Raw genomic sequence first — 14774 nt, 5'->3', positions numbered from 1 at the left:
AGGCGCGGCGGCATCAACTGTTTTATCGATATAATACAGCTGGCGATGCGTTCAAGCGGTGCCCGTCCGGATCAACCGTGTTGCGGTTCGAGGTCCGCAGAATAGATATGCCAGCGCAGCTGCTCGGCAGACGCGCCGGGCACGTCGTTGACGCGGCGCAGCACCACGGGACCCCGCAGCCTGTACGATCCGCCACCGTTCAATTCGCCCGTGATGGTGGTGGGCGCGGTGTAGTAGAGCGAGCCCGCCGCGCCCTCCATCGAGCCGGTCGGCATCGCCACGGTGATCGTGCGATATTTCGCGAAGCTCTCGGCATAGGCCTTTTCGCTCATGCCGCTCCTGGCGCCATCATCGCCGAACTGGGCGTAGGCGCGGGCGAAATCCTTGTGTTCCAGCGCGGCGCCCCATTCCAACAGCACGTTGCGCGCGCCTTTTTCGCCTTTTGCGGCCTCGGGCGTCGATTTCGGCGCGGAAAGATCGTCGTTCGATACTGTGCCGCCGCCGGACGGGTTGACGCGGTCGCTATCGGGCTCATGGGGCGGCTCGACGATCCGGCCGAAGTCGTCGGGCGCGCGCTGGATTTCCGGGGTGGAGTCGCTGGCAGGCATATTCTCGTCCATGGTCTCGTCCTTAGCTGGGGCGGCGGTATCGCTGGTTCCGGCCGTACCGACCGGTCCCTCGGACGCGGGACCCGGGTTGCAGGCGACCAGCGCCAGCGGGAGGGTAAGAAACAGGGCGCGCATATCGCAGAAGCCTTCCGTGTCAGCTAAGCTTACCGGGTCAACCCACGAAGGAGCGCGCCCGTTCCCTTGATGCGATCCGATCGATCCCGCGCGCCGCCCTTGCGCACCAGCGTGCCCGCGCCGGCCTGCGTGAACATCTCGATCAGCATGGCATGCGGCACGCGCCCGTCGAGGATCACCGCGGCATCGACCCCGGCGTCGACGGCCTTTACGCAGGTTTCGAGCTTGGGAATCATCCCGCCCGAGATCACCCGCTCCTCAATCAACGCGGCAATCCGCGCGGGATCGAGATCGGTGAGCAGCTTCTTGTCGCCATCGAGCACGCCCGCGACATCGGTCAGCAGGAACAGCCGCGCCGCGCCCAGCGCCCCGGCGATGGCGCCGGCCATGGTGTCGGCGTTGATATTGTAACTGTGCCCGTCCTCGCCCGCGCCGATCGGGGCGATCACCGGAATCATGCCCGCGCCGGTCAGCGTGTCGACGATCGTGCGGTCGATCCGGTGCGGCTCGCCGACGAAACCGAGATCGACCACGCGTTCGATATGGCTGTCCGGATCGCGCGTCGTGCGCTCCAGCTTGCGGGCGGTGACGAGATGCGCGTCCTTGCCCGACAGGCCGACCGCGCTGCCGCCGGCGGCGTTGATCCAGCCGACCAGCTGCTTGTTGATCGCGCCCGACAGCACCATTTCGGCGATCTCGGCGGTGGCGGCGTCGGTGACGCGCAGGCCGTCGACGAATTCGCTTTCCACGCCAGTGCGTTTCAGCATCGCGCCGATTTGCGGCCCCCCGCCATGCACCACCACCGGGTTGATGCCGACGGCCTTCAGCAGCACGACGTCCTCGGCGAAGGCGCGCGCCAAATCGGCATCGCCCATCGCATGGCCGCCATATTTCACGACGAAGGTACGTCCGGCATATTGCTGCAGATAAGGCAGCGCTTCGGCCAGGGTTTCGGCCTTTTGCAGCATGGCGGGATCGTGGGTCATCGCGCGGGCACCCTATCCAGCCACCGCCCCAGCCGGACCGCGCCGACGATCAGGAACGGCACGGCGACGATCGACAGCGTCACCTTTGCCAGCATCTGGCCGATCAGCAGCTGCCAGATCGGGAAGACGCCGATGAAGGCGATAGTGATGAACAGCAGCGTGTCGATCACTTGGCTGAGCGCGCTCGCCACCGCGCCGCGAAATGCGAGCAGGCGGCCGCCCTCGGCCCCGCGCAGCGCACTGAAAATGGTGACGTTGAGGAATTGCGATACACCATATGCGATAATCCCGGCGACCATCAGCCGCGGGCTCTGGCCGAGAATCAGTTGAAATCCAGCCAGGCGATCCGGGTCCATGTCGTGCGCCGCGGGCAGCCCGAGTACCAGCAGGATCAGCAGCATCGATCCGACCAGCGGCGCGAAGCCGATCAGCACCAGGCGGTTGGCGGCGGCGCGCCCGTGCAGCTCGGCCACCGCGCTCGACAGCACGACCAGCAGCAGGAAGCCGAAGATGCCCGCCTCGACGGCGAGCGGCCCCAGCGCCACCTGCTTGTTGCCGAGCACGCCGGACAGCACCGTCATCCCGCCGTAGAACAGCGCGTAGACGAACAGCGACGGCGGCATCTGGCGAGCGGACGTTTCCATGATACGCTGCTAGCGGCAGGAATTGCGCAAGGGCAAGAGCCACTTGCCATAACTCGTCATCCCCGCGAAAGCGGGGACCCAATTCCCGCCGTCGCCGCGACGCACGAACAGGGGTTGGATTCCCGCCTTCGCGGGAATGACAAAGGAGGTGTAAAGTGCGCATTCTCTACAGCCTGGCCGGCATCGCGCTGATCCTGCTGATCGCCTTTGCGCTCTCGTCCAACCGCCGCGCGATCCGCCCGCGCGTGGTCGGCGCCGCGTTCGCGCTGCAGGTGGGCTTCGCCGCGCTGGTGCTCTACGTCCCCTGGGGCAATGACGTGCTGCGGTTCCTGGCGGGCGGCGTCTCCAACCTGCTCGGCTATGCGCAGGCGGGCACGGCCTTCCTGTTCGGCCCGCTGGCGACGCCCGAAATCGGCGGCAACAGCTTCGCCATCGCCGCGCTGCCGGTGATCATCTTCTTCGCCTCGCTGATCTCGGTGCTCTATTATCTTCGCGTGATGCAGTTCGTGATCCGCTGGATCGGCGGGGCGCTGGAGCGGGTGACCGGGATCAGCAAGGTCGAGAGCCTGTGCGCGGCAGCGAACATCTTCGTCGGCCAGTCCGAATCGCCGCTCGTCATCCGGCCCTATCTCGCCAATCTGACGCCGCAGCAGCTGTTCACGGTGATGAGCGTGGGCATGGCGGGCGTGGCAGGCACGATCCTGGCCGCCTATGCCGCGATGGGCATCCGCATCGACTATCTGCTCGCCGCCGCCTTCATGAGCGCGCCGGGCGGCATCCTGATGGCCAAGATGATGATGCCCGACGAGGTCAAGCCGAGCCACAAGCCGATGGAACTCGACGATCCGCACCGCGAAAATTCCGAGATATCCGACGCCACCGATCTGCCTCGCGAACCCGCTCCGCCCGCCGCCGCGCCGCGCGAGGTGAAATCCGCCCCGATCGAGGAAGAGCGCGCGGAAAATATCATCATGGCCGCCAGCCAGGGCGCGCAGACCGGCGTGAAGCTCGCCGTCGCGGTCGGCGCGATGGTGCTGGCCTTCGTCGCGCTGGTCGCGCTCGCCAACGGCATCCTCGGCGGCATCGGCGGCTGGTTCGGACTGGAAGACCTGACCTTCCAGCGCATCGTCGGCTACGCCTTTGCGCCGATCATGTTCCTGATCGGCGTGCCGTGGGACGAGGCGATCCGCGCGGGCGGATTGTTCGGCGAGAAGATCGTGCTCAACGAATTCGTCGCCTTCATCAGCCTCGGCAATGCCGGCGGCCTGTCGCCCGCCACCGTCGGCATCGTCACTTTTGCGCTATGCGGCTTCGCCAATTTCAGCTCGATCGCGATCCAGATGGCGGTGACCGGCAGTCTTGCGCCCAACCAGCGACCGGTAATCGCGCGGCTGGGGATCAAGGCGCTGCTGGCCGGATCGCTCAGCAACCTGATGAGCGCGGCTTTGGCGGGGCTGTTCCTCGGCCTCGGCTAGAAACCGATCAGCCGATCTCGACGATGTGATCGGCCAGCCGCTCCACTTCCGCGCGGTCGTGGCTGACATAGAGGATCGGCAGCTTCAGGTCGTCGCGGATGCGTTCGATCACGCCCATCACCTCCTCGCGCCGCGGTCCGTCGAGCGAGACCAGCGGCTCGTCCATCAGGAGGAAGCGCGGCGCCGACAGCAATGCGCGGCCGATCGCCACGCGCTGCGCCTCGCCGCCCGACAGGCCGCGCGGCCAGCGCCCGAGCAGATGACCGATGCCGAGAAACTCCAGCACCCGGTCGAAGCCGATCCAGCGATGGTCGGGCGCGGCCAGCCGTTCGCCGTAGCGCAGATTGGTCTCCACGCGCTGGTGCGGGAACAGCCGCGCGTCCTGGAACACATAGCCCGCGCGGCGGCGCTCGGGCGGCAGGTTCGTAGCGTCGTCGAACAGCGTCTCGCCGGCCACCGCGATATGCCCCCGATCGGGCTTCAGCAGCCCGGCGACCATGTTGAGCAGGCTGCTCTTGCCCGCGCCCGAGGGGCCGAACAGCGCGGTCAGGCCCGGGCCGGTATCGAAGCGCGCCGCGACGGGGTGCGCGCCGAGCCGCCGCGCGACGTCGACGTCAAAGGACATGGCCGGTCCGATCGTCCCCCGCCCCGCGCCGCGCCAACGCCTCCGACGCTACCAGCGCGCCGAGCGACAGCAGGATCGAGACGATCGCCAGCCGCAGCACTTCGGCTTCGCCGCCGGGCACCTGCAACGCCGAATAGATGGCGAGCGGCAGCGTGCGCGTTTCGCCCGGAATGTTCGAGACGAAGGTGACGGTCGCGCCGAACTCCCCGATCGAGCGGGCGAACCCCAGGATCGTCGCGGCGAGGATGCCGGGCACGCACAGGGGCAGGCTGATCGTCCGGAAGGCGTGCCAGCGCGTCGCGCCGAGCGTGCGCGCCGCGCCCTCCAGCTTGCGGTCGACCGCTTCGATCGAGAGCCGGATCGCGCGTACCATCAAAGGCAGCGCCATCACCGCCGCGGCAATTGCCGCGCCGGTCCAGCGGAAGATCACGGTGACGCCGAACCAGCTTTGCAGCCAGCTTCCGATCGGCCCGTCCGCGCCGAACGCGATCAGCAGCAGCCAGCCGATCACCACCGGCGGCAGCACCAGCGGCAGATGCACCAGCGCGTCGAGCAGAAAGCGCCCCGGAAATCGCCCGCGCGCGAGTAGCCAGGCCAGGCCAAAAGCGATCGGCAAGGTGCACATCATTGCGGTAAGACTGACTTTCAGGGACAGCCCGATTATGCCCCATTCGTCTGCGCTCAGCATCGGCGCGTCACGAGGCGCTGAAACCGTAGCGACGGAAGATCGCCTGGCCCTCGGATGAGAGGAGAAAGGCGCGGAACGCCTCGGCCTGTAGCGATCGCGAGGTGGCCAGCGTCGCCAGCGGATAGATGATCGGCGGATGGCTGGTCTTGGGGAAGGTCGCGACCACGCGCACCTTGCCGGAAGCCTTGGCGTCGGTGGCGTAGACGATACCCGCCGCCGCCGCGCCGCGTTCGACGAACGCCAGCGCCGCGCGCACATTCTCGCCGCGCACGACCTGCGCCGAGACCGCGTCCCACTGGCCCAGACTTTCCAGCGCCGCCTTGCCATATTTGCCGGCCGGCACCGCGTCCGGATCGGCCATGGCGAGCTTCGCGTCGCCCAGCGCAGCAGCGAGATTTTGTCCGGGTGACCAGGTCAGCGCCTCACGACCCCGTGGCACGATCAGCACGATCTCGTTGGCAACCAGATCGGTACGGGTGCCGGGTTTGAGCAGGCCGCGCTGCTGGACATGATCCATCCAGTCCCGATCGGCCGACAGGAACAGATCGGCGGGCGCCTGATGATCGATCTGGCGCGCGAGCGCGGAGGTGGCGGCGAAGGAGAGCACGGGGCGCGCATGGCCCTTGGCGGCCCAGGCGTCGGCGCCGGCCTCGAGCGATTCCTGCAGGCTCGACGCGGCGAGCACCACGGGCGCCGACTCGGTGTTTGTCGACTCCGGCCTAGACCCGCTACACGCCACCGACAGCGCCAGCAGCATCAGGCTGAACAGGGCGATTAGCCGCGCTGCCAGCCCCATTCCGGGATCGCCCGTATAGGGCGTCGCCGCGTCGCCTTCCATTCTCAAATCCCATCGCTGCTATATATCGCCAGATACAGCAACCGGCGACGAAGGAAAGCGTTCAGGTGGGCGGCGTGGCGCCGAGCGCTTTACGCAGGCGGACAGCGGCGCTGCCCTTCTCGATTTCCGTCAGCTGCTCTTCGAGCGCGCGATAATCGGCGAGTACCTGCCGCCCGAGATCGCTGAGCGCGGCACCCTTGCGGCCACCCACTACCGTTTCGACCAAAGGCGTGGACCAGCAGCGGTTCATTGTGTCGACGAGCAACCAGCCGCGCCGGTAACTCATGCCCAGCTTGCGCGCGGCGGCGGAGATCGAACCAGTTTCATCGATCGCGCCGAGCAGGTCCGCCTTGCCCGGCCCGATCGCTATGGCATCGCCGCTGTAAAGCTGTGCCTTGAGTTTGAACCGTCCTGCCATGGAGCCGCGATAGGATGGCAGACTGGGCAGCGCACCCTTTTTTCGGAGCCGCTTTATCCTACCAGCGCAGCCAGCGCGACAGGCCGAAGCGTCCAATCAGCGTTGCCACGACCACGATCGAGACGTGCCAGAAAGCGGCGTGGTAGAAGCCGGGGAAATCACACTGCACCGAGAGCGAGAACGCACCCGTGCTGCCCGCGGTCATCCCGATCAGCAATCCGGCGCGCTCGGGCGAACTCGGCGCGCCGCGGCGCACCCACGCGAACAAGGCCGCCATCACGATCAGGCTCGCCCCGGTTCCGCGCAAAAGGCACACCAGCCCGAACGGATCGGCGGCATGGACCGCCGGTTCGCCCGCATGGCCGACTAGCAGGGCGATCGCCACCAGCGGCACGGTTCCGACGGCGGCCAGCGACCAGCGCCAGCCGGCATATTGGCTGCCCAGACTCGGCCGCGCCATGCGCGTCACCGTCACCGCGCCAAACGTCGCGCACAGAGCGAACAGCGCGGACACGATCGCGATGGCGGGATCGGGCGCGCCATGCGCCATGTCGGGCCGTACGCCCCATAGCATGGTCACGCCGAACAGGGTCAGCGCGAACAGCGTCAGCACGAGCAACTGGCCGCGCGCCGGCACGATCGGCCGCACCGGCTCGAGCCGGTCCGTCAGATCGTCGATCAGATCTTCATGCGCCATATCGCTCACTCACTCACTCACTCTCGATTATGCGTGCGAGGGTCTTCAGGCCCCGATGGACATTCACTTTGACGGCCGATTCGGATTGCCCGCTGATCATCGCCGTTTCGGCCACCGTGCGGCCCTCCATCTTGGTCAGCGTGATCGCCGATGCCTGTGCCTTGGGCAGCCGGTCGAGCAGGCGCTGCAGGCTGAGGCGCGCATGCACCGCCTCGCTCTCGTCCTCGACGCGGCCATGGCCTTCCGTCAGTTCGACATTCTTCGGCGCGCGCCGCAACGCATCGATCCACCGATAGCGCGCGATCACCGAGAGCCACGGCAGAAAAGCCCGCTCCGGATCATAGGAAGCGCGCTTGCGGTGCAGCGAAATCAGCGTGTCCTGCACCAGATCGTCGATCTGCCCCGGCGGTGCGCGCCTGACATAATAACGCTCCAGCCAGACGCGGCACTGGTCGAGCAGCGTGCGATAGGCCGTGCGGTCGCCCGCTTGCACGCGCCGCATCAGGCTGCGCAGCAGGTGATCGTCTATTTCCATGAGGACAGGCTTTGAACCAGCGTCTGGCCAGCGAAACAGGCGGAAAGCGCATCGTGCCAGGACGGCAGGGAATCGGCAGCCGATGGCTTGAATATCGTCTCCATCATCGCCTTCCTCTCTACCGTTCGAACGGGTTCCGCAGCCCATTGGCCCGTACCGCCCTGGCGCGGCACGGGCATATCGACAATACGCTTTCCGTGCCCTGTTCGTGCCCGTACGCCGATCGGTTACAGCGGTGAGAGCGTCATTGCTCGCTCGCCTCGCGCTTCAGTTCGTACAATCGTTCGAGCGCCTCGCGCGGGCTCAGCGCATCGATGTCGAGATCGCGCAGCGCCTCGCGCAACGTGTCGCATTGCTCCTCCTCGGCCTCGACCGCGGCGGCGAACAGCGGCAATTCGCCCAGCCCCGCCGCCACCCCGCCGGTCTCGGCGCGGCCCTTTTCCAGCTTACCGAGCACCGCCTTGGCGCGCGCCAACACCGGCGGCGGCAGCCCGGCGAGCTTGGCGACGGCGAGGCCATAGCTGCGGTCGGCGGGGCCGGGCGCGAGTTCGTGCAGCAGCACGAGTTCGCCCTTCCATTCGCGCGCGCGGACATGGCGCAGGCTGAGCGCATCTAGCGTGTCGGCGAGGCGGGTCAACTCATGATAATGGGTGGCGAACAGGCAGCGGCAGCGATTGGTCTCGTGGATCGCCTCGACCACCGACCAGGCGAGCGCGAGCCCATCATAGGTCGATGTGCCGCGCCCGACCTCGTCGAGAATCACGAAGCTGGCCTCGGTGGCCTGCGAAAGAATCGCGGCGGTCTCGACCATCTCGACCATGAAGGTGGAGCGCCCGCGCGCCAGATTGTCCGACGCGCCGACGCGGCTGAACAGCCGGTCGACGATGCCGAGCCGGGCCGAGGCGGCGGGCACGAAGCTGCCCGCCTGCGCCAGCAGCACGATGAGCGCGTTCTGCCGCAGGAAGGTCGATTTGCCGCCCATGTTCGGGCCGGAGACCAGCCACAGCCGTTCCTCCGTTCCGAGCGCGCAATCATTGGAAACGAACGGCTCTCCGCCAGCCCTGAGCGCGCTCTCGACCACCGGATGGCGGCCGCCCTCGACCTCGAAACAGGGTGTGTCGGCGAAGGCGGGACGGCACCAGCCGCTCTCGGCGGCGCGCTCGGCCAGCGCGGCGGCGACATCGAGCCGGGCCAGCGCCTCGGCGGCCGCGGCGATCCGGTCGCGGCGGGCCACCGTCTCCTCGATCAGCGTCTCGAGATGCGCCGCCTCGGCGGCCTGCGCGCGGGCGCCCGCCTCGACGATCCGCGCCGCCTGCTCGTGCAGCGCGCTGGAATTGAACCGCACCGCGCCCGCCAGCGTCTGGCGATGGGCGAAGCCGCTGTCCTCTGCCATCAGCCGGTCGCCATGCTTTGCCGGCACCTCAACGAAATAGCCGAGCACATTGTTGTGCTTTATCTTGAGCGCCGAGATCCCGGTCTTTTCGCGATAGTCCGCCTCCAGCGCGGCGATGGCGCGGCGCCCGCCGCTGGCGGTTTCGCGCAGGTCGTCGAGCCCGGCATCATAGCCCGCCGCGATATAGCCGCCCTGCGCGGTTTCGGTCGGCGGCGAGGGTACCAGCGCGCGGACCAGATGATCGGCCAGATCGCCATGCCCGCCCAAGGCCGGGATCAGCGCATCGAGCAGCGCCGGCCGCCCATCGGTCTTTTCCAGCCGGGCTTTCAGGACATGCGCGCCGTTCAGCCCGTCGCGAATCTGGCCGAGGTCTCTGGGCGATCCCCGTCCCGCCGTCACGCGGCCCAGCGCGCGGGCGATGTCGGGGAGCGCGCGGAGCGCCTCGCGCAGCGCCTGGCGGATCGACACCGTCTCATGCGCCCAATCGACCAGCCCCAGCCGCGCTTCGATATCGGCGCGGCCCGTCAGCGGCGCGGCGAGATCGCGCGCGAGCAGCCGCGCGCCCGCGCCCGTCACCGTGCGATCGACATCGTGGAGCAGGCTGCCCTTGCGCCCGCCGCCCTGCGCCGCGCTGATCTCCAGGCTTTCGCGCGTCGCCTGGTCGAGCCCGAGATGCTCGCCATCGCGCTGTGCCCGGGGCGGCGCCAGATAGGGCAGCGCCGCGCCTTGCGCGCTGTGCGTCAGATAGGCGACCAGCCCGCCCGCCGCGGCCAGTTCGGCGCGCCCGAAATCGCCGAGGCCATCGAGCGTCGCCACGCCGTAAAGCTCGCGCAGCCGCTTCGCGCCGCCCTCGCTGTCGAACGCGCGCGCATCATGGTTGATGGCACCCGGCGGCGCGGCCTCGAACCGATCCGAACAGATGATTTCGCTGGGCCCGAGCCGTGCCAGCTCGGCCTCCAGCGCGGCGGCCTCACAGGCCATCAGCTCAAAGCGGCCAGTGGAGATATCCGCCGCCGCGATCCCGATCAAACCGCCGACACCGGCCAGCGCGACCAGCATATTGTCGCTTCGCGCGTCCAGGAGGCTGTCCTCGGTCAGCGTGCCCGCGGTGACGAAGCGCACGATGTCGCGCGCCACCAGCGCCTTGGAGCCCCTGCCTTCTTCCTTGGCGCGCTGCTTGGCCTGTTCGGGCGTCTCGACCTGTTCGGCGATGGCGACACGGTGGCCTGCCTTGATGAGGCGCGCGAGATAGGCATCGGCGCTGTGCACCGGCACGCCGCACATCGGAATCGGTTCGCCGTCGCTGTTGCCGCGCGAGGTCAGCGCGATATCGAGCGTCTCGACCGCCGCCCTGGCGTCATCGAAAAACAGCTCGAAAAAATCGCCCATGCGATAGAACAGCAGGCAATCGCCCGCGCGGGCTTTGAGCGCGTGATATTGCTCCATCATCGGGGTCGGTCCGGCCATGCCCTGTGCGATAGCGGACGAAAGGAAACATCGCCAGAGAGCGGGCTCCTCGCAATGACGGTGGCGATGAGGATGGCGCATCCCCCGTTGTGCCGCCCCGCCCCAGCGTCTAGTCCCGAAGCACCACCGGAGAGAGGCACAAGATGAGCGACAGCGTAATCCAGTTTTCCGACCGCGAGGCGCTGAACTTTCATAGCCAGGGCCGCCCCGGCAAGATCGAGATCATCGCCTCCAAGCCCGTCGGCACGCAGCGCGACCTCAGCCTGGCCTATTCGCCCGGCGTCGCCGTGCCGGTGCGCGCCATCGCCGAGGATCCGGGCAAGGCGTATGAATATACCGCCAAGGGCAATCTGGTCGCGGTGATATCGAACGGCACCGCGATCCTGGGGCTCGGCAATCTCGGCGCGCTCGCCTCCAAGCCGGTCATGGAAGGCAAAGCGGTGCTGTTCAAGCGCTTCGCCGACGTCGATTCGATCGATATCGAGCTGAAGACCGAAGATGCCGACCGCTTCATCGAGGCGGTGGAGCTGATGGAACCGAGCTTCGGCGGCATCAATCTGGAAGACATCGCCGCGCCCGAATGCTTCATCATCGAGCAGACGCTGCGCGAGCGCATGAACATTCCGGTGTTCCATGACGATCAGCACGGCACCGCGATCATCGCCGCCGCCGGCCTGATCAACGCCTGCGAACTGACCGGGCGCGAGCTGAAGGACGTCAAGATCGTTTGCAACGGCGCGGGCGCGGCGGCGATCGCCTGCACCGAGCTGATCAAGGCGATGGGCGTGCCGCACGAGAACGTCATCATGTGCGACCGGCAGGGGCCGATCTATCAGGGCCGCACCGAGAATATGGACCAGTGGAAATCGGGTCATGCGGTCCGCACCGACGCGCGCAGCCTGGGCGAGGCGCTGGTGGGTGCGGACATCTTCCTGGGGCTATCGGCGGCGGGCGCGCTGAAGCCGGAGATGGTCGAGGGCATGGCGGGCGATCCGATCATCTTCGCCATGGCCAATCCCGATCCCGAGATCCTGCCCGAGCTGGCGCGGCAGGTGCGGCCCAACGCGATCATCGCGACGGGCCGCTCGGACTATCCCAATCAGGTCAACAACGTGCTCGGCTTCCCGTTCATCTTCCGCGGCGCGCTCGACGTGCGCGCGACCACGATCAACGAGGAGATGAAAATCGCCGCCGCCCGCGCGCTGGCCGCCTTGGCGCGCGAGCGCGTGCCGGAGGAAGTGGCCGACGCCTATGGCGGCACCGCGCACAAGTTCGGGCGCGATTACATCATCCCCGCCCCGTTCGATCCACGCCTGATGGAGGTGGTCGCCTCCGCCGTGGCGCAGGCGGCGATCGACAGCGGCGTCGCGCAGAAGCCGATCGAGGATATGGACGGATATCGGCGCTCGCTGCGGGCGCGGCTTAACCCGACCATCTCGGTGCTCACCCAAGTCTATGAAAAGGCGCGCAAGGAGCCCAAGCGCGTCATCTTCGCCGAGGCCGAGGAAGAGGTGGTGCTGCGTGCCGCGATCCAGTTCCGCGACGGCGGTTATGGCGTCCCCGTGCTGGTCGGCCGCGACAAGTCGGTGGTCGACATGCTCCACAAGATGGGCGTCGACAATGTCGGCAGCTTCGAGATCCACAACAGCGTCTCCAGCCCGCATGTCGAGGCAATGGCCGAGATGCTGTACGAGCGGCTGCAGCGGCGCGGCTATCTGCGCCGCGACGTGCAGCGCATGGTCAACCGCGATCGCAACATCTTCGGCGCGGCGCTGCTCAAGCTGGGGCAGGCCGATGCGATGATCACCGGCACCACCCGCACCTTCAGCCAGTCGATGCGCGAAATCCGCCGCGTGCTCGATCCGGCGCCCGAGCAATTCCCGTTCGGCATCCACGTCATGGTCGGCAAGAGCCACACCGTGTTCATCGCCGATACCACGGTCAACGAACGGCCGAGCCCCGAGGTACTCGCGCACATCGCCGATCGCACCGCCACCGTCGCCCGGCGCATGGGACAGGAACCGCGCGTCGCGTTCCTCAGCTATTCCACCTTTGGCAATCCCGAGGGCCGCTGGCTCGACAATATCCGCGCCGCCATCGCCATGCTCGACGAGCGCGGGGCGGAATATGAATATGAGGGCGAGATGCCGCCCGACGTGGCGCTGAACCCGCAGCTGATGAGGAACTATCCGTTCATGCGCCTCTCCGCGCCCGCCAATGTGCTGGTCATGCCCGGGCTGCAATCGGCCAATCTCAGCGCCAAGATCCTGCGCGAACTGGGCGGCGACCGCACCATCGGGCCGATGTTGCTGGGCATCGAGAAACCGGTGCAGATCGCCCCGATGAGCTCGACCGCATCCGAGCTGGTCACCTTCGCGATTCTGGCCGCGGCGGGGACGGTGGAATAGGCCTTTTCGATCGCGGAAGATGCGCCGGCCGCAACATCATTGTTCAAAGGCTACAAAGTCTCCGCGAAACCATTGCCGGGACGCGTAAGGATATTTTCCTACATCGGACAGGGTGCCAGCGGCCACCTCGCCTGATGGGTTCAGCAAATTCCCAACATTGCAAAAGCAAGCAAATCGGCTTGGCAAATCATTGGTTATTGTATATACGATAACCAATGCGATTGATGCGCTGCTCGGGTCCGAGCCGTTTCGGTGATCTCGGTGCGCCCGGCCAGCCGGAAGGAACGGAGCCTGTTATGACCGCCCCTAAAAAGTTTAGCAAAAAAATCAGTGATGCCGAAGAAGCCCGCATTCAGAAATTGATCGCGAGCGATCCCGATGCGCCTGAAGCCAGTGATGAACAGATTGCGGACGCCCGACCGTTCGCCGAGGCCTTCCCCGATCTTGCCGTGAAAATACGCAATAATGCAGGCGGGCGTCCGCGCTCGGCAAACCCAAAACAGCCGATTTCCATCCGCCTCGATCAGGATGTCATCGCAAAATTCAAGTCGACCGGGCCGGGCTGGCAATCGCAGATCAACGAGGCGTTGCGCCGCGTCAAGCTTCCGGGATAAGAGCCGTTCTCCCGTGGCAAGGCCTGGCCGCACAATGAACGCCCCATCGTTCACCCCTGCGGTCCGTAGCGCGCTTCATATTGGCGCAGGCATGCCCCGAGCGAGCGTTCGGCGGCGGGTTTGAACTGCTCTCCGGTGATCGCCAGCCCTACCGTGCGATCGAGGCGAAACATCCGGAAATCCTCGCGCGTCTCGCACCACGCCACTAGCGTCCAGACCTTGCCCCAGAACCACAGGCCGAGCGGATGGACGCGGCGCTGCGTCTTGGCGCCCTGCCGCTCCGCATAAGCGAAGCGCAGGATATCGCGCGCCTCGATCGCCGCTTCCACCAGATCGATCAGCGCGCGGACATCGTCCGTCAATTCCATCGGCGGCGCGAACACATTGGCGTCCGCGACCCGCCGCCGCTCGGCCTCGGGCAGCACCAGTTCGATCTTCACCAGCGCCTCGGCGGCGGCGCGGGCCATGCCGATCCCGCCCCAGCTTTTCACCATCCGGATACCGGCGACCAGCGCGACAATCTCGTCCCGCGTGAACATCAGCGGCGGCAGATCATAGCCGCTGCGCAGGACATAGCCGACACCGGCCTCCCCATCGATCGGAACACCGGTGGATTGCAGATCGGCGATGTCGCGGTAGATCGTCCGATCGGACACCTCCAGCCGTTCGGCCAAAGCCCGCGCCGTAACCAGCCGACCACCCCTGAGATATTGCACGATCTGGAAGAGGCGGTCGGCACGGCGCATCAGATTTTATATTTGAAGATGCCGAGCGAGTTGCCCTCGGTATCCCTGGCGTAAAAGAACGAGCCGATATAGATATCGATCACTTCGGACACGACTTCGCCGCCGCCTTTTTTCACGCGGTCCATCGCCTCGGTCAAATCGCCTGTCACGGCAAAATGGGAAGTCATGCCTTCTCCGTCCCTGGCCGGTTTTCCCGGATAGACATGGCCTGCAGGCGAACCGCCATCCGCATGGGGAAACATCCAGATCGGGTTGGGTCCACCCTTATCTTCGGCCAGCGGGCTCTGCAGCAGGGTCTCGTAGAATTTGCAGGCCCGTCCGGGGTCGATGGCGGGGATTTCGGTAAATACAATCTGCCCTTGAGTTGTGGTTGTCATTGGCCTGTTCCTCTCTGTGTTGAACAAGCGTCTTTTGTCACACCCCTACTGACAGCATATTGTCAGGAATGTTGCTGGGCTACGAAAAAACCGAATATGGTGCTTCGCGTCCGTTGGATT

The 14774-nt window shown here is 66.6% G+C and carries 14 protein-coding genes and 1 pseudogene; 3 read left to right on the top strand and 12 right to left on the bottom strand.

The genetic code is table 11. The features are described from left to right. Nucleotides 1-71: 71 nt before the first annotated feature. From ACOQPC_RS00435 to ACOQPC_RS00425, 3 genes and pseudogenes are all read right to left on the bottom strand, one after another. The gene (locus ACOQPC_RS00435) at nucleotides 72-743 is read right to left on the bottom strand and encodes a hypothetical protein (protein WP_420606715.1); all 672 of its coding nucleotides are present in this window, start codon (nucleotides 741-743) and stop codon (nucleotides 72-74) included. 95 nt (nucleotides 744-838) lie between these two features. Further along, nucleotides 839-1729, bottom strand: a pseudogene (gene argB / locus ACOQPC_RS00430) (acetylglutamate kinase); the annotation flags it as partial. Continuing rightward, nucleotides 1726-2373, bottom strand: a complete 648-nt coding sequence (locus tag ACOQPC_RS00425) for a queuosine precursor transporter (protein ID WP_420606714.1) — start codon at nucleotides 2371-2373, stop codon at nucleotides 1726-1728. The pseudogene argB and the gene ACOQPC_RS00425, both read right to left, overlap by 4 nt. Before the next feature lie 155 nt (nucleotides 2374-2528). Here ACOQPC_RS00425 and ACOQPC_RS00420 point away from each other — a divergent pair, with 155 nt between their 5' ends. After that, nucleotides 2529-3848: a NupC/NupG family nucleoside CNT transporter gene (locus ACOQPC_RS00420; protein WP_420606713.1), complete on the top strand. Its 1320-nt coding sequence runs from the start codon at nucleotides 2529-2531 to the stop codon at nucleotides 3846-3848. A gap of 7 nt (nucleotides 3849-3855) precedes the next feature. Here ACOQPC_RS00420 and ACOQPC_RS00415 read toward each other — a convergent pair whose 3' ends face one another. From ACOQPC_RS00415 to mutS, 7 genes are all read right to left on the bottom strand, one after another. Then, nucleotides 3856-4473 carry a molybdenum ABC transporter ATP-binding protein gene (locus tag ACOQPC_RS00415; protein WP_420606712.1) on the bottom strand — a complete coding sequence of 206 codons (618 nt, stop codon included), beginning with the start codon at nucleotides 4471-4473 and terminating at the stop codon, nucleotides 3856-3858. Next, nucleotides 4463-5161: a molybdate ABC transporter permease subunit gene (gene modB / locus ACOQPC_RS00410; RefSeq protein WP_420606711.1), complete on the bottom strand. Its 699-nt coding sequence runs from the start codon at nucleotides 5159-5161 to the stop codon at nucleotides 4463-4465. The genes ACOQPC_RS00415 and modB overlap by 11 nt, the downstream gene beginning before the upstream one ends. 7 nt (nucleotides 5162-5168) lie before the next feature. Beyond that, nucleotides 5169-5999, bottom strand: a complete 831-nt coding sequence (gene modA, locus ACOQPC_RS00405; protein ID WP_420606710.1) for a molybdate ABC transporter substrate-binding protein — start codon at nucleotides 5997-5999, stop codon at nucleotides 5169-5171. A 61-nt stretch (nucleotides 6000-6060) separates the two neighbouring features. Next, entirely contained in the window at nucleotides 6061-6417 is a 357-nt protein-coding gene (locus ACOQPC_RS00400) for a winged helix-turn-helix domain-containing protein (RefSeq protein WP_420606709.1), read from the bottom strand. A 58-nt stretch (nucleotides 6418-6475) separates the two neighbouring features. Next, nucleotides 6476-7114: an NrsF family protein gene (locus tag ACOQPC_RS00395; protein ID WP_420606708.1), complete on the bottom strand. Its 639-nt coding sequence runs from the start codon at nucleotides 7112-7114 to the stop codon at nucleotides 6476-6478. Nucleotides 7115-7127: 13 nt separating this feature from the next. Next, a complete protein-coding gene (locus ACOQPC_RS00390; RefSeq protein WP_420606707.1) occupies nucleotides 7128-7649 on the bottom strand; it encodes a sigma-70 family RNA polymerase sigma factor in 522 nt (173 codons plus the stop codon). 244 nt (nucleotides 7650-7893) lie between these two features. Continuing rightward, complete coding sequence (gene mutS / locus ACOQPC_RS00385; protein ID WP_420606706.1) at nucleotides 7894-10509, bottom strand: DNA mismatch repair protein MutS; 2616 nt, start codon at nucleotides 10507-10509, stop codon at nucleotides 7894-7896. Between the two features lie 143 nt (nucleotides 10510-10652). On the opposite strand from mutS, the gene ACOQPC_RS00380 reads away from it, so the two are divergent. Together ACOQPC_RS00380 and ACOQPC_RS00375 are read left to right on the top strand one after the other, a co-directional pair. After that, nucleotides 10653-12917 (top strand): NADP-dependent malic enzyme, encoded by a 2265-nt coding sequence (locus tag ACOQPC_RS00380; RefSeq protein ID WP_420606705.1) that lies wholly within the window; start codon nucleotides 10653-10655, stop codon nucleotides 12915-12917. A gap of 296 nt (nucleotides 12918-13213) precedes the next feature. Further along, nucleotides 13214-13531 (top strand): BrnA antitoxin family protein, encoded by a 318-nt coding sequence (locus tag ACOQPC_RS00375; RefSeq protein ID WP_420606704.1) that lies wholly within the window; start codon nucleotides 13214-13216, stop codon nucleotides 13529-13531. Between the two features lie 50 nt (nucleotides 13532-13581). On the opposite strand, the gene ACOQPC_RS00370 is transcribed toward ACOQPC_RS00375, so the two are convergent. Next, nucleotides 13582-14277, bottom strand: coding sequence for a helix-turn-helix transcriptional regulator (locus ACOQPC_RS00370; RefSeq protein WP_420606703.1), 696 nt, complete (start codon nucleotides 14275-14277; stop codon nucleotides 13582-13584). Next, nucleotides 14277-14654, bottom strand: coding sequence for a VOC family protein (locus ACOQPC_RS00365; protein WP_420606702.1), 378 nt, complete (start codon nucleotides 14652-14654; stop codon nucleotides 14277-14279). Before ACOQPC_RS00365 ends, ACOQPC_RS00370 begins: the two co-directional genes overlap by 1 nt. Nucleotides 14655-14774: the final 120 nt, after the last annotated feature.

It is taken from the genome of Novosphingopyxis sp., assembly GCF_965218915.1.
GTDB lineage: Bacteria > Pseudomonadota > Alphaproteobacteria > Sphingomonadales > Sphingomonadaceae > Novosphingopyxis.
Note: the sequence above shows the minus strand (reverse complement) of the source record. Positions and strands in the feature narration are given on the sequence as shown.

Excerpts from the sequence above, each read along its gene's own strand:
- ACOQPC_RS00400 (WP_420606709.1), bottom strand. The coding sequence starts at position 6,417 with ATGGCAGGACGGTTCAAACTCAAGGCACAGCTTTACAGCGGCGATGCC.
- ACOQPC_RS00415 (WP_420606712.1), bottom strand. The coding sequence starts at position 4,473 with ATGTCCTTTGACGTCGACGTCGCGCGGCGGCTCGGCGCGCACCCCGTC.
- modB (WP_420606711.1), bottom strand. The coding sequence starts at position 5,161 with ATGCTGAGCGCAGACGAATGGGGCATAATCGGGCTGTCCCTGAAAGTC.
- ACOQPC_RS00435 (WP_420606715.1), bottom strand. The coding sequence starts at position 743 with ATGCGCGCCCTGTTTCTTACCCTCCCGCTGGCGCTGGTCGCCTGCAAC.
- ACOQPC_RS00365 (WP_420606702.1), bottom strand. The coding sequence starts at position 14,654 with ATGACAACCACAACTCAAGGGCAGATTGTATTTACCGAAATCCCCGCC.
- mutS (WP_420606706.1), bottom strand. The coding sequence starts at position 10,509 with ATGGCCGGACCGACCCCGATGATGGAGCAATATCACGCGCTCAAAGCC.
- ACOQPC_RS00425 (WP_420606714.1), bottom strand. The coding sequence starts at position 2,373 with ATGGAAACGTCCGCTCGCCAGATGCCGCCGTCGCTGTTCGTCTACGCG.
- modA (WP_420606710.1), bottom strand. The coding sequence starts at position 5,999 with ATGGAAGGCGACGCGGCGACGCCCTATACGGGCGATCCCGGAATGGGG.
- ACOQPC_RS00370 (WP_420606703.1), bottom strand. The coding sequence starts at position 14,277 with ATGCGCCGTGCCGACCGCCTCTTCCAGATCGTGCAATATCTCAGGGGT.
- ACOQPC_RS00390 (WP_420606707.1), bottom strand. The coding sequence starts at position 7,649 with ATGGAAATAGACGATCACCTGCTGCGCAGCCTGATGCGGCGCGTGCAA.
- ACOQPC_RS00395 (WP_420606708.1), bottom strand. The coding sequence starts at position 7,114 with ATGGCGCATGAAGATCTGATCGACGATCTGACGGACCGGCTCGAGCCG.
- ACOQPC_RS00375 (WP_420606704.1), top strand. The coding sequence starts at position 13,214 with ATGACCGCCCCTAAAAAGTTTAGCAAAAAAATCAGTGATGCCGAAGAA.
- ACOQPC_RS00380 (WP_420606705.1), top strand. The coding sequence starts at position 10,653 with ATGAGCGACAGCGTAATCCAGTTTTCCGACCGCGAGGCGCTGAACTTT.